This window comes from Pedobacter sp. NEAU-ZC8 (assembly GCF_059278965.1).
The window spans coordinates 106,290-120,581 of record NZ_JCAJXC010000015.1; the positions used below are offsets into that span (position 1 = coordinate 106,290).

Here is a 14,292-nt window from a genome sequence, read left to right on the forward strand (position 1 = left end):
TAGTTTAGTCATTAGCTTCCGTCAATTCACCCTCCCACTTACTCACCACAGCTGTCGCTAAACTGTTTCCGATAACGTTGGTAGCCGATCTACCCATATCTAGTAATGGATCTATACCGATTAATAACGCGATACCCGCTTCCGGAATGTTAAATGTTGCAATGGTACCAGCAATAACAACCAGGGATGCACGTGGGACACCAGCAATCCCCTTACTTGTAAGCATTAGGATCAGCAACATGGTAATTTGCTGTTCAAATGACAAATCGATTCCATACGACTGTGCAATAAACAACGAGGCGAAGGTCATATACAACATCGATCCATCAAGATTGAAAGAATAGCCCAATGGAAGTACAAAACTTACGATCTTATCTTTGCAGCCAAATCGTTCAAGTTGGAGCATGGTTTTAGGGTATGCAGCTTCACTACTAGCGGTACTAAAAGCTAACAGAACCGGCTCTTTCATCCGACTCATCAAGTTGAATACCCGCTTCTTTAAGATCAGATATCCAATAAAAATGAGCAACACCCAAAGAAGCAACATACTCGAGTAGAACTCCCCGACAAAAACGGCATACGTGGATAGTACTCCAAGTCCCTGCTTCGCCACAATGGCCGCCATTGCACCAAATACTGCGAAAGGTGCAAAGTTCATTACATACCCGGTAATTTTAAGAATTACATGGGACACAGAATCAAAGAAACTGATTACAACATGGCCCTTCTCCCCAATCGCGGCAGTCGCCACACCGAAGAACAATGAAAAAACCACAATTTGAAGAATCTCGTTCGTCGCCATGGATTCCACAAAACTCTTCGGAACAATATGCGAAATGAAATCTTTCATGGACACAGCAACGCCTTTAACACCGGTATCAATGTTACTTGGTGGCAGTGGTAAATTCATTGCCTCACCAGGCTTGAAGATGTTTACCATGATCATACCTAGCAGCAAGGATAAGAAGGAGGCACTAATAAACCACAGCATGGTTTTTCCCCCAATTCGCCCTACAGCGCTGATATCTCCTACCTTCGCTACGCCTACTACAAGGGTTGTGAACACTAAGGGACCAACAATCATTTTGATTAACCGAAGGAAAATATCGCTTAGTAAAGTAAGCGGCTCTAAAGCTTTTTCCCGGGTTTTCTCCGTAGCCTGGCTGTTTGATATGGCTTGTTGCTTATCGAGCTGCAGATTCTTATATACCACTGAACTGCTATCGGTAACTTTAAGCAATTCACCGTCAATTTCTTTAATCTTTAATTCGGCTGCATAAATCGTGTTATTGTAAGTATTGAAAGACTTAACATTGAGGTAGTAACCTAAAGCGACCCCGAGAACTAATGCTAAGAAAATGAAAAAAGTTAATCTGTTTTGTTTAGACATCCACTTTAAATTAAGCGTATAAAATTCCGTAAAACTACAATAATTATGTTACTCTTGAAATATAGTTTAGGCCCTTTAAAGTTCAATAAGGCTGTAACATTCCTGTACTAACTGTGTCTAAACACATATCAAATCAGCGTAAGTGGCACAAAAAGACCAGCTTTTCAAACAGATCTTCGATACCAATTCGAAAAAGATATTTCATCTTTGTTACGGTTATACCGGAGATGCTGACGCGGCTAATGATCTTTTGCAGGAAACGTTCCTGAAAGTTTGGCAGAATCTGGATAAGTTTAAAAATAAATCCCTGATATCTACCTGGATTTATAGAATTGCTGTAAATACCTGCCTTACTTATCTCAGATCTGAAAAGCGTCAGGCCAAAGATGAGCTCACGGACAACATCATCGAGTCAAGAGCCGAGGAGTACTCGGAGAGAAATGAGCAGATCGCACTGCTTTACAAGTCAATATCTAAATTGGAAGAAAACGACAGGCTAATCATCACCATGGTTCTGGATGAACTACCCTATGCTGAGATTGCTGAAATCTCCGGCATCTCCGAAGGTAATCTTAGAGTTAAAATTCATCGTATCAAACAACGTCTCACCGAAATATATAATCAGCATGCAAGAATTTGAGCATATACAATCACTCTGGGACACGCATAAGGTTGAAGTGAAAATTTCATCAGATGAAATGCTCAGACAGTCGAAAAAGGAGGTAAACAGCATCAGGCTAAAATCTCTTTTGAACCTGGCGGGAATGGTATTTTCATTTCTGGCCATCACCTCCATCTGGACTTTCTATGATGTACAATCCTGGGCCACACATGCCGGTCTCACCATCATCATAACCTCTATCGGCGTTTATACCTTCCTGATGTATCAGGGACATAAACTTATCGCCAATAACGATTTCACCATTCACCCGAAAGCCTTTCTGGAAAATCTCAAACTGTACCAGATCAACCGGTACAGCCTCTATAACAAACTTTACTGGATATATACTGTTGCACTAAGCATTGGATTGATCTTGTGCTTCTTCGAGATGCTTGCCCGTTTAGAGGTGTGGATTCAGTATGTGGTTGTTTTGTTCAGCTTTGCCTGGGTAATCTTCTGTTCGGCACTCGTGCGAAAGGTTGCCATGAAACGAGATAAGGAGCGCATAGCACTCCTTATCGAAAAGTTTGAGCGTCTGAGCACCCAGTTTAAAGATTAGGGTTGAGCCGTTTCTTCAACTTCCGAAGTTGAAAACTGATTACCCCTTAAGCTATATCTTACAACTTTGATATCGCCGGCCTTTTCTGTCGTATCCTGTGGATTTACGATGGGAAAGGACCGAAATAACTCCCCTTCTTTGATGAAATACTTGTCATTTCCATCATAAGCCTTTTTCAACTTCGAAGGAAGTCCTGGAAAACTGATCTTCTGAAAATTACCCCTTGAATATTCAAAAACGTTTAAGTCGCGCTTGGTCTGCGCTGTTTTTAATTCCACGTAAATCTCAGGATTGCCGTCATTATCCAGATCCATATTCCAGGCATCTGTAATGATGCCCTCCCGCTCTACAGCAAAAGATTTAAAATTATTCTTAACTGAATCTGACATCAGAATCAGGTATCCACCCAGACTATCTACGCCTTTTCCCCAGCTTACAACCTCAAAGCCGAAGCCAGGGGTAACGGCAAGCTCCTTATAGAATGGAAATGGATTAGGTGCGGATTTAGCGGCCTTGCTTTCACTTGCAGGTTGCTTAACTTCCGCCTGCTCATTGGTACAGGAAAATAATGAAAGTAGTCCGAGCAAAAATGCGGATTGAAGTAGAATTGATTTTGTATATTTCATTTACTTAGATTGCTTTTTACCGAAGCAATCTAAGCAAAAAATAAATATTTTAAACACTAACCTTTACTTCATCCTCTTTCGCAGCAAGATAGCGCTCAGCATCTAAAGCAGCCATACAGCCAGATCCCGCAGCGGTGATCGCCTGACGGTAGTAGTGGTCCTGCACATCACCACATGCAAAAACACCTTCCACATTGGTTTTTGTAGTTCCAGGAACAGTTTTCAAATAGCCGGTTTCATCCATTTCCAGCCAACCTTTAAATATATCCGTGTTTGGCTTATGCCCTATTGCTACAAAGAATCCCTCAACGGCAAGGTCAGATTCCTGACCAGTCTGATTATTAACTACGCGAAGTCCGGTAACGTTTTTACCATTCCCTAAAACTTCCTTAGCTTCTGTATTGTAAATGACCTCAATGTTTGGTGTGTTCAATACCCGGTGAACCATGGCTTTCGACGCGCGGAACTCATCCCGACGAACAAGCATGTATACCTTTTTACAAAGTTTTGCCAGGTAGGTCGCCTCTTCCGCAGCAGTATCCCCTGCTCCGACAATCGCAACATCCTGACCTCTGAAAAAGAAGCCATCACATACCGCACAAGCTGATACGCCGAATCCATTGTACTGCTGCTCGCTGGGCAGACCAAGCCATTTGGCAGTCGCACCGGTAGAAATAATCACGGTATCAGCAGTGATCGTCTTAACCTCATCTACAACAACCTTATGTGGCAATGAAGAGAAGTCTACCGAGCTTACGTATCCAAAACGGATATCAGTTCCAAAACGCTCTGCCTGCTTACGAAAATCTTCCATCATCTCCGGACCAGTGATTCCATTCGGATAACCAGGAAAATTATCTACTTCAGTAGTCTGTGTCAATTGTCCACCTGCTTCCATTCCAGTATACAACACTGGTTTTAGATCCGCACGGGCAGCGTAGATTGCCGCAGTATATCCTGCCGGACCGGATCCGATGATTAAACATTGAACGTGTTCTATTTCTTGAGACATAGTATTTGTTTTGAAATGCAAAATTACGTTTTCGCCGCAGCATGTACAAATATGCCGCATCCGGATGCCGTAATGTGATAAATTGATTATATTATTTCTTGGCTGCAGCAGCACGCTCCGCTTCTAATTGCTTCTTGGATTTCTTTGTAGTAGATATAACCTTGTCGTTTTTGAATACATAAGTTACCCGGCCACCTTTGGTGATCCAGGTACCTTCCTTTTTGTTATTAACGAAGTTGCCTAGCGTTTCCAGGTTTCCCTTATAATCGAAGTTTCTGTACTCACCATGCATCAGATTATGTTTATAATTTATTACATCCTTAATGCTTCCACTTTGATAATAGGCAATCCAGCGGCCTTCCCGTAACCCGTTCTTGAAAGTACCTTTCAGATTAATGAACCGCTCTTTTCCACCTGGCGGAACAACGTAGTTACCGAGGGGTGAGATTGCTTCGACCCAATCATAGTATACAAAATTCCCGTGCGGAACTTTAAATTCATCGTCTTTGTAGGCGCCGGTCATCATCATATAACCATCTGCGTCAAACTTCTTCACCGTATACACCGTATCCCCGGTGACACGTCCAACCAACGCATAAGAAACTGCTTCCGTGGAATCTTTTACAATCTCATCTTCCTCGTTAAAATACACGGTTTTCACCTGCGCCATGCTTGCAGCAGCGCTCATCAGCAAAACCAAGAATACCAATATCTTTTTCATAATGATCTTAAATAAACGCCTAAGTTTGAATAACCCCTACGCTGAAGGATTTTTTAATTGGCGACTGATTTGCGGCTTCAATACCCATGGAGATGACCTTTCTAGTTTCAGCAGGATCAATAATACCATCAACCCACAACCTGGATGCAGCATAATATGGCGTTGTCTGACTATTGTAACGGTCCGTTGTCTCTTTTAATAATTCTGCCTCTTTATCCGGGGTAATGGTTTCTCCTTTTGCTTTTAAAGAAGCAACCTGAATTTGCAACAGCGTTTTCGCGGCCTGAGAACCGCCCATAACTGCAATCTTCGCCGTAGGCCAGGCAAAGATCAGCCTCGGATCATAGGCTTTTCCGCACATGGCATAGTTGCCCGCCCCATAAGAATTACCGATGATGATGGTGAACTTGGGAACCACGGAATTCGCGACAGCATTTACCATTTTTGCACCGTCTTTGATAATGCCTCCCTGCTCTGAACGGCTGCCGACCATAAAGCCAGTAACATCCTGTAAGAATACCAGTGGTATCTTTTTCTGGTTACAGTTCATGATAAACCTTGCTGCTTTATCTGCGCTGTCCGAATAAATCACCCCTCCAAACTGCATCTCTCCTTTTTTTGACTTCACAACTTTGCGTTGATTTGCGACAATACCTACAGCCCAGCCATCAATACGTCCCAGTCCACATACAATGCTTTGTCCATATAGCTGCTTATACTCCTCAAATTCGGAGCCATCAACCAACCGATGGATAACATCCAATATCTCATAAGGTTTTTCCCGATTGTCAGGTAGAATACCATAAAGCTCCTCCGGATCCAGCTTAGGCAATACAGGGCTGATGCGGTCAAAACCTGCTTGTTCAGGAGCACCTAACATGCTCATGATCTTTTTGATACTATCCAGGCAGGCCTCATCATTTGGATGTTTATAGTCCGTCACACCCGAAATTTCACAATGGGTTGTTGCTCCCCCTAAAGTTTCATTATCGATATCCTCGCCTATGGCAGATTTTACCAGATAGGACCCCGCCAGGAAGACCGAGCCTGTACCTTCCACGATCATCGCTTCATCGCTCATGATCGGCAGGTAAGCACCTCCGGCAACACAGGAGCCCATAATTGCGGAAATCTGTACTATACCTTCGGCAGACATCATCGCATTATTTCTGAACATACGACCGAAGTGTTCCTTATCGGGAAATATCTCGTCCTGCATGGGCAGGTAAACACCCGCGCTATCCACCAGGTAGATCACGGGCAACCGGTTCTCCATCGCAATCTCCTGCGCCCGCAAATTCTTTTTCGCTGTCATTGGAAACCAGGCGCCTGCTTTCACCGTCGCATCATTGGCAACGATCATACATTGGCGCCCCGAAACATACCCGATTCCACAAACAACACCGGCGGATGGGCAGCCACCCTGTTCTTCATACATACCTTCGGCAGCGAAAGCACCGATCTCCAAAAAGTCGCTGCCTTCGTCAATCAGGTAGTTTATACGCTCCCGGGCAAGCAGTTTCCCTTTTTCCTTCTGTTTGGCTGCACTCTTTTCCCCACCACCTTTGTATATTTTTTGCAGCCTGTTCTTCACCTGAAAAACAAGCTGCTTATTGATATCTTCGTTCTTATTAAATTCTATGTTCATTCGGGCAAGATATGTCTTAAATCAATCAAACTATAGTCTGATCCGGGCTTCGGTATAGGGGAATCATTATTGCTAATCCTAAATTGCAGATTTTAGAATGCTTTGAATCCGGGCAAGTTCCTCACCCCCAAAGTCGAGCCTATCCATACACTTCAGTGAATCTGCAAGTTGTGCAGGTTTACTTGCGCCAACCAACACCGACGTGACCCGCGGATCTTTCAACAACCATGATAAGGCCATTTGTGCAAGCGATTGACCCCTGGAAGCTGCGATTTCGTTTAATGCCCTTAACTGCTGAACCTTCGCTTCCGTAATCTCCGTGGTTTGCAAATGTCCGGTAGACTTTGCCGCCCGCGAATCTTCAGGAATATCATTTAAATACTTGTTTGTTAGCAAGCCTTGCGCCAGTGGTGAAAATGGGATGCAACCCACGCCACGTTCTTCCAGTAACTCCAGAAGCCCGTCTTCCACCCAGCGATCTAACATGGAGTATTTTGGCTGGTGGATTAAACATGGTGTACCAAGGTCTTTCAAAATATCAAAGGCCTTGGCAGCGAGATCAGCAGGATAGTTCGAAATCCCTGCGTATAGCGCCTTCCCTTGTCGCACGATAAGGTCTAACGCAGCCATTGTTTCCTCCAGCGGCGTTTCCGGGTCTGGACGGTGATGATAAAAGATATCGACGTACTCCAAGCCCATTCGTTTTAAACTCTGATCCAGGCTGGCAGTCAGGTATTTTTTTGAACCGAAGTTCCCATAAGGGCCCGGCCACATGTCGTAGCCGGCCTTTGTGGAAATGATAAGCTCATCCCTGTAGGGCAGAAAATCCTGTTTAAGTATCTTCCCAAAATTGCTTTCGGCCGATCCATAAGGTGGACCATAATTATTTGCAAGATCAAAATGCGTAATTCCGCTGTCAAAAGCCAGATGAAGAATTTCTCTGAAGTTCTCAGGTACATCAACGTCTCCGAAGTTGTGCCACAGGCCTAATGATATCAATGGTAACTTAATGCCACTTCTCCCGCATCTGCGGTATTCCATCTGATCGTATCGTTCAGGTGATGCTGTATAAATCATATCAGTTTGTAGTCTTTGCTGCCTCCGCCTCAGTATTCCAGTCTGCTTTACTGTAATTTATGTTCCACAGGTCAAAGCGCTTAAGCTGCGTTTTTAACCTTGGTTGAAAATCCTCCCAGTTCTTATCTTCTTTCCTACTCCAAAGCACTTCACTTAATGCCGTCATTCTTGGGAAAACCATATACTCTACTTTCCGGCCATTCTTAACGTACTCGGTCCATAAGTTCGCCTGTGCACCTAAAACATATTTGTGCTCATCGGCATTTAATTCCGCTGGAATAGGCTCGTAGTCATACACCTTCCGCAATGGAATAAATCCACCGATCGTTACGGAGTCTTCTTTTTTAGTTTGTGCATAATCAAAGTAGACATAAGTTGTTGGGGTCATGATAACATTATGCTTTTGCTTTGCCGCTTCAATGCCACCCTTCTCTCCCCTCCAGCTCATTACTGTCGCATTTGGTGCTAAGCCACCTTCCAGAATTTCATCCCAGCCGATGATCTTTTTCCCTTTAGAGTTAATGTATTTTTCCATGCGCTGAATGAAATAGCTCTGTAACTCATGCTCATCTTTAAGCCCTTTCTCTTTAATCAGCTGCTGACAAAATTCTGAACGCTTCCAATTGTCTTTAGGACTTTCATCACCTCCAATATGGATGTACGGTGCAGGGAACAGGGCTACCACCTCATCAATAACATCTTCAAGAAACTTGAAAGTTTTTTCTGACGGGCTAAAAACATCTGTAAATACACCCCAGGTCTGTTGAACCTGCTTACCTGTGGTTGGACCTGCCCAAACAGTTTTCGGTGGGAAGGTTGTTGACTCTTCCGGGAAAGTACTCAGTTCAGGATAGGCAGCAATTGCTGCAGAAGCATGTCCCGGCATCTCGATCTCAGGAATAATTGTCACATATCTTGTAGCAGCGTAACGTACAACTTCTTTAATTTCTTCCTGGGTGTAAAATCCGCCATATTTCTGGTTATCATTGCCAGTTCCAGGGAAACGTCCAATGATGGTTCCATTCCTGTAAGCACCAACACTGGTCAGTTTTGGATATTTCTTAATTTCAATCCTCCAGCCCTGATCCTCAGTCAAATGCCAGTGGAAGTAATTCATTTTATGTAGCGCGATGTAATCGATGTATTTTTTGATGTACGAAACCGGGAAGAAATGTCTTCCTACATCCAGGTGCATACCGCGGTATCCAAATCTCGGTTCATCTTTAACTTGCACCAAAGGAATGGAGAGGGACGCAGCTTTTTCCGTTGGCAGAAGTTGGATCAATGTCTGAACGCCATAAAAGACACCTTCGGGGTTTGCTCCATTAATCTTTACGCCATTTTTGGTCGATTGAAACTGATAGGCTCCGGCGGTCGAACTGCTATTACCGCCAACACTAAGGTCAATGGCATTTGGACTTGCTACCTTACTGATCGCAAGTTTGAATCCGTAGATATCCTGTAGAAATTCATTAAGAAAATTCGCTGAATGTTGAACCGCAGCATCTTTGGCAACTATTTTCGTTTTGGCATTAATTAAAAATGTTCCTTGCTGAGTGGTAAGTTCTGCAGGTTTAGGAATAATGTTCACCTGGGCCTTCCCCACGATGAAGCATCCTGCTAAAAGGAGAACACTGATTGCTTTTTTCATTTTATATCTGGTTTAGTTTTTGATTAAATGCGGTATAAAGTTGGAGGTATTTTCAGTGATCACCGAACTACTCTCCCGTATGCCAATGCCTGAAGCCTCCTGCCCGATTACCCAAGAGCCAATGATCGGCGTCTTACCAGTAAATTTAGGTATTTCAAAGAATGCCTGACAAATAAATCCTTCGGCACCGTATTCTCCTTTCGTTTGTGCTTCAATATACCCATTTTTGATAATTTGAATATTTGCACCTTCCCGGCTTAGTATTGGTTTACGCACATAACTGCTTAATGTATTTTCAGCTTCGGTATAGGCTTCAAGCAGATAAGGCGAGTCTGGGAATAACTCCCAAAGCACCGGCAGGATCGCTTTGTTGGAGAGGATCATTTTCCAGGCTGGTTCAATCCAGTGCATGTCCTTTTTCACTAATAGCTGATCGAAGAAGGGCTCTTCTACCATCCACTCCCATGGATAGAGTTTAAAAATGTTCCTGACAGGCTGATCTTCCATGTCCACGAAAGTCGCTGTTTGTTCATCCCACCCCAGATCATCCATAAAAATGAGTTTAGTCTCTAAACCAGCCTGAATGGCACAGTCACGCATGTATTCTACGGTTGTAAGATCTTCCAGGGAGCCTTTGATACAGGCAAAGTGTAGCGGTCCGTCATATAGATACAGCTTCAAGTGCTTCCAGTATGCGATCAGCTGCTCATGCAGCATATTAAATTGATCACCTTCCCGGTTAAAATCTTGTAGCCAGAACCATTGCACAATCGCCGCCTCAAAAAGCGAGGTGGGCGTATCGGCATTAAATTCAAATAATTTGATCTGCTCGCCGTCATAGCCCAAGTCAAAGCGTCCATATATGGATGGCTCATCAGCTTCCCAGCTTTGTTCAATCAGGCCAATCGCTTTCTGGGGAATGGAGAATAGCGGATACAATTTATGGTCGATAACATGCTGAACCGCAATCAGGCACATTCGCCAGAGCTCAGCGGTAGCCTGTTCTATTTTGGTCACATCCTGGCTGGAAAGCTGATAATAAGCATCCTCCTTCCAATATGGTACATCGTCAGTATGAAATCCAAAACCAAGTTTTTCTACAGCTGCCTGCCAGTTATTCCGCGGCGTAACTCCAATTCGCTTCATTTTATGCGCCTACCTTAGATGAACTTGAGCCGCCAAAACCTCCCCTTATTGCCCGGCTTTTACTTGCCGAGGTTCCAATATTTGAACTTTTACTTAATGCCCCGGAGTAATAACCTGAATGCCTGAAACCGTTTGCGCCGAACATCCCATAAGGCCTGAATGCATAGTACCACAAGAACAATGGCAAGTATGATCCCTGCGTGTGCGTATACTCGGCGGTGCTGTCAGAACGCAAGTATACTTCATTGCTATCCCAGCTTGGTTCTGGTTCCGACTTATTACATGCAGCTAAGGCAGAAGTAATTAAAACAAGTGTCACATATTTCGATCTCTTCATGCTACTTCACCGTGATAAATATTTTATAGTTTTTCTTGATCTGCGCCGTGGTATCCGACCCAGAAGTAGTTTTAACAGTCTGTGTGGTCATACCTAATGAGGGCACCGTATCCAGGTCGATAACGGTTTTTTCCTGCTGTCCTTTCACCCAGAAAATCTTCTCCGTTTTCATTACGTCATGCAGCGTGTCAAGATGCGTAATTTCAACCTTCATCTCCACAGAACCATCCTTTTCAACTTCTTTGACTTTATCTTCTTCGTTCCGTTCCTGACAGCCGGCAGACACCAGGCAAAACAGCAACGCGAACCAATAACCGTTCTTCATTTATATTGATTGTTTGGCCTAAAATAATGATTTTATCAGCCAAATAACCAATAACAACGGCTATTTCATCAAGGAAGTGAATAATTTCCTGAACTTCTCGAGTTTAGGATCAATGACGGCCTGACAATAACCTTGCTCTGGATTGTTAATGTAAAATTTCTGATGCTCCGGCTCAGCAATATAAAAGGCTTCCAGTGGTTTAATTTCTGTGACGATCGGCTGCTTATAAAACGCTTGTAACTCTGTTAGGATCTTTTCAGCACTTGCCCGCTGTTGATCGTTACTTACCAGGATGATACTTCGATATTGCGTACCAACATCTGCACCTTGCCGGTTTGGTGTCGTTGGATTATGAGTGCTCAAGTGAATACGCAGTAAATCCTCGTAAGAAATCTCCGCAGGATCGAAGGTCACCTGGACAACCTCTGCATGTCCCGTTCTTCCAGAACAAACCTCGCGGTACGTTGGGTTTGCGATAGCACCGCCGCTGTAGCCACTCTCCACAACCGCTACACCTTTCAATTCATCAAAAATTGCTTCGGTACACCAGAAACAACCCCCACCAAAAACAGCTTTTTCGAACGTCGTCTTAATTTTTTCTAGCGACAAAGCATTCATGCAATATCGCAAGCCGCTGGGTGCCGGCCCATCCGGAAACACATGGCCCAGGTGGGCCTTACAAGTGTTGCATAGAGCTTCAATCCTACGCATGCCGTAAGAATCATCACGCAGATAGGCAACAGCATTTTCTTTTATCGGCTGTGTAAATGAAGGCCACCCGGTGCCAGACTCGAACTTCTCTCGTCCGTCAAACAGCAGTGTTCCGCAGCATGCACAGGCATAAAGGCCTGGCTCAAACAAGCTACACATTTCTGAGCTGTAGGCCCGTTCTGTACCTTTCAGACGCGTCACCTGGTACACCTCAGGGCTAAGTTGCGCCTTCCATTCTGCCTCTGTTTTATCTAGTGTCTGGTCGGGTGCCGGATTGCCGTGATTAACAAATTTCACAACGTCAATATATTTTAACATGCTCGTTCCTTAGTATTCCGACTTGTTTTTCCTCAGGAGTTCAAGCCTAGCACGTTGAGCTGCTGCCCGGTGCCGTAATCGCTCTTTCAACTCTTCATCCTGCTCCAACTCCTCCGTATGATGGTCAATCCAGGCCTGGTATTGCTTCTCCTGATGATCCACATTAATATTCAACTTCTTTTGCAGGTTTTGGCGCTTTGTACGTAATTCCTGTAACGTTTTATTCCAGTCTGCCTTGTCCGCGCCATCGGCTTCCAAAAACCTGGTTTCGGCCGTTTTGATATCCTCGGAAACTTTTGTCAGTTCAGATTGCACCGGAACATAGACCTGCTCATCGAGGTTAAACCGGCTTAAGTCATTTGTCAGGGCAAGCAATGCGGTGTTTAGTGGAACTTCCCAATCCTCCCAGATATGCGCAACTAACACAGACTTACCTATTGGAATGTTCGCAGACACGGCATCCAGATAATCAGATACACTTTCCGCCCGCAGCGTTTCTGAAGCCGAGCCTGCAATCATACCGCCAGCCACGCCAACCAATAATCCAAGTGGACCAGCGAGCAGGCCGATTAATCCACCAAGTACACCACCACCTAAGGTTCCTGCACCAGAATCATTGTCTTTAGCAGACCGGATCGACGTCTTGCCTTGTTCATCTTTAGTAAGTACGTAGGTCTCCCCAACAGAAATATCTTTTGTGTCCCCCAACTGCTGAATCGCTTGTAAACCTTTGAATGCCTCAACTTCTGAGTTGAATATGGCTTGAATCATCTTTTCCATGTAACTATCTATTATTAAAGTTATGCTATAGATTAAATACAATTTTCAAGGAAGTAAGTTTTTAAGCAGCCTTAATTGGATGTTTAGGTGAGATTACGATCTTTAAACCAGACCTCATCCGGTGTTGCCGAAAAGTTCATCATTTTCTCCAGCAGCAACTCCGGATCTTGCTCATTAAACACAAGGTCGCGATTAGCTTGCTTCAAATAGCGTTGTTCTACCATAACGTCCATCTGGGCAAATAAGTTATCATAGTAGCCCCCAATATTCAACACACCTATGGCTTTGTTGTGCAGACCCAGCTGTAACCAAGTTAAAACTTCGAAGAACTCCTCGAGCGTACCAAACCCACCAGGTAGAATTAAAAAGGCTTCAGACAGGTCCGCCATTTTCTTCTTGCGTTCGTGCATATTAGATGTGACAATCATTTCAGTTAACCCGTTATGACCGACTTCTTTGTCCATCAAAAACTGCGGGATAATGCCTGTAACTGCACCACCCCTACTTAGCATTTCATCAGCAAGCAAGCCCATCACACCTACACTGCCGCCGCCGTAAACGAGTGAGATGCCTCTTTCAGACATACGCGCTGTAAGTTTTTCAATAGCAGCCTTTAACACCGGATCCCCATTGAAGTTGGCGCCGCAATAAACACATATTGATTTCATTGATATTATTTTTATTTGAAGATATATAAATGTTGTTAATCCGTTTAAGTCAACAAGCAGTTTACCCGGTATCGAGTAGGAAGGTAATCATTATTTGATTACCTGTCCCCTCACACCACCGTACGTGCCGTTCGGCATACGGCGGTTCATTAAACATAAACAGCTTTAGGGGTTACTATTTCTTTTAGACATAGTAGCCCCTGTTTCTTTAGAAATGCATTGTTAAGAGTCCGGGTCAGTATCGGGCTGTGTACGGTTCGCCAATGGCCTTTTCGGGTATTTCCCCATTGATAAGCCTGATCAGGGTGAACCCCAAGTTTCTCGAGTTGCTTAACGCGGGTCTTTACCTGCTTCCATTGTATCCAATAACATAGCCTGACTCGACTGCGGACCCACTCATCAAGTTCTCTGAATACAGTATGAGCTTCGCTCAGCTTGAAGTAGTTCCCCCAACCCTGGTTCAGCTGCCTGATTTGCATCATCCGATCCTCGATCGGGTAAGGTTTTCTGCGGCAGGTAATCTCCCTGATTTTATCCTTGTAAGTGCTAATGCTTTTACGGTGTACCGTAATGCCTTTGCTACCTTTCTTGTGATAAAAGGTAAAGCCCAGTAGTCTGGTTTGCCATGGACGGGTAACCACGCTCTTTTCCACGTTTACTTT

Annotated in this window: 16 protein-coding genes; 2 read left to right on the top strand and 14 right to left on the bottom strand. The window is 44.1% G+C overall.

Annotated elements, in window-relative coordinates; genetic code table 11:
* Positions 1-4 precede the first annotated feature (4 nt).
* Complete coding sequence (locus AC5WJX_RS13165) at positions 5-1,390, bottom strand: dicarboxylate/amino acid:cation symporter (protein ID WP_494484880.1); 1,386 nt, start codon at positions 1,388-1,390, stop codon at positions 5-7.
* A gap of 142 nt (positions 1,391-1,532) precedes the next feature.
* On the opposite strand from AC5WJX_RS13165, the gene AC5WJX_RS13170 reads away from it, so the two are divergent.
* Both AC5WJX_RS13170 and AC5WJX_RS13175 read left to right on the top strand, forming a co-directional pair.
* Complete coding sequence (locus AC5WJX_RS13170) at positions 1,533-2,030, top strand: RNA polymerase sigma factor (RefSeq protein ID WP_494484881.1); 498 nt, start codon at positions 1,533-1,535, stop codon at positions 2,028-2,030.
* Positions 2,017-2,610, top strand: a complete 594-nt coding sequence (locus AC5WJX_RS13175) for a hypothetical protein (protein WP_494484882.1) — start codon at positions 2,017-2,019, stop codon at positions 2,608-2,610. The genes AC5WJX_RS13170 and AC5WJX_RS13175 overlap by 14 nt, the downstream gene beginning before the upstream one ends.
* Here the strand turns inward: AC5WJX_RS13175 and AC5WJX_RS13180 are convergent.
* The 13 genes from AC5WJX_RS13180 to AC5WJX_RS13240 form a co-directional block, all read right to left on the bottom strand.
* Positions 2,607-3,236, bottom strand: a complete 630-nt coding sequence (locus tag AC5WJX_RS13180; protein WP_494484883.1) for a hypothetical protein — start codon at positions 3,234-3,236, stop codon at positions 2,607-2,609. The genes AC5WJX_RS13175 and AC5WJX_RS13180 overlap by 4 nt on opposite strands.
* A gap of 49 nt (positions 3,237-3,285) precedes the next feature.
* Positions 3,286-4,248 (bottom strand): thioredoxin-disulfide reductase, encoded by a 963-nt coding sequence (gene trxB / locus AC5WJX_RS13185; RefSeq protein ID WP_440430521.1) that lies wholly within the window; start codon positions 4,246-4,248, stop codon positions 3,286-3,288.
* 91 nt (positions 4,249-4,339) lie between these two features.
* Positions 4,340-4,969 (bottom strand): toxin-antitoxin system YwqK family antitoxin, encoded by a 630-nt coding sequence (locus AC5WJX_RS13190; protein ID WP_494484884.1) that lies wholly within the window; start codon positions 4,967-4,969, stop codon positions 4,340-4,342.
* A gap of 19 nt (positions 4,970-4,988) precedes the next feature.
* Complete coding sequence (locus AC5WJX_RS13195) at positions 4,989-6,617, bottom strand: acyl-CoA carboxylase subunit beta (RefSeq protein ID WP_494484885.1); 1,629 nt, start codon at positions 6,615-6,617, stop codon at positions 4,989-4,991.
* A 78-nt stretch (positions 6,618-6,695) separates the two neighbouring features.
* Positions 6,696-7,694: an L-glyceraldehyde 3-phosphate reductase gene (gene mgrA / locus AC5WJX_RS13200; protein ID WP_494484886.1), complete on the bottom strand. Its 999-nt coding sequence runs from the start codon at positions 7,692-7,694 to the stop codon at positions 6,696-6,698.
* 1 nt (position 7,695) lies between these two features.
* Entirely contained in the window at positions 7,696-9,345 is a 1,650-nt protein-coding gene (locus AC5WJX_RS13205; protein ID WP_440430517.1) for a beta-N-acetylhexosaminidase, read from the bottom strand.
* 12 nt (positions 9,346-9,357) lie between these two features.
* Complete coding sequence (locus tag AC5WJX_RS13210) at positions 9,358-10,491, bottom strand: glutathionylspermidine synthase family protein (protein ID WP_494484887.1); 1,134 nt, start codon at positions 10,489-10,491, stop codon at positions 9,358-9,360.
* Position 10,492: 1 nt separating this feature from the next.
* Positions 10,493-10,828 (bottom strand): hypothetical protein, encoded by a 336-nt coding sequence (locus tag AC5WJX_RS13215; RefSeq protein WP_494484888.1) that lies wholly within the window; start codon positions 10,826-10,828, stop codon positions 10,493-10,495.
* 1 nt (position 10,829) lies between these two features.
* Entirely contained in the window at positions 10,830-11,153 is a 324-nt protein-coding gene (locus tag AC5WJX_RS13220) for a hypothetical protein (RefSeq protein WP_494484889.1), read from the bottom strand.
* A 60-nt stretch (positions 11,154-11,213) separates the two neighbouring features.
* Positions 11,214-12,161, bottom strand: coding sequence for a peptide-methionine (S)-S-oxide reductase MsrA (gene msrA, locus AC5WJX_RS13225; RefSeq protein ID WP_494484890.1), 948 nt, complete (start codon positions 12,159-12,161; stop codon positions 11,214-11,216).
* Between the two features lie 30 nt (positions 12,162-12,191).
* Positions 12,192-12,962, bottom strand: a complete 771-nt coding sequence (locus AC5WJX_RS13230; RefSeq protein WP_494484891.1) for a hypothetical protein — start codon at positions 12,960-12,962, stop codon at positions 12,192-12,194.
* Between the two features lie 83 nt (positions 12,963-13,045).
* Positions 13,046-13,630, bottom strand: a complete 585-nt coding sequence (locus AC5WJX_RS13235) for an LOG family protein (protein WP_494484892.1) — start codon at positions 13,628-13,630, stop codon at positions 13,046-13,048.
* A 149-nt stretch (positions 13,631-13,779) separates the two neighbouring features.
* Positions 13,780-14,292, bottom strand: a 513-nt coding sequence (locus AC5WJX_RS13240; RefSeq protein WP_494483672.1) for a group II intron maturase-specific domain-containing protein, incomplete at its 5' end; no start/stop codon positions are given.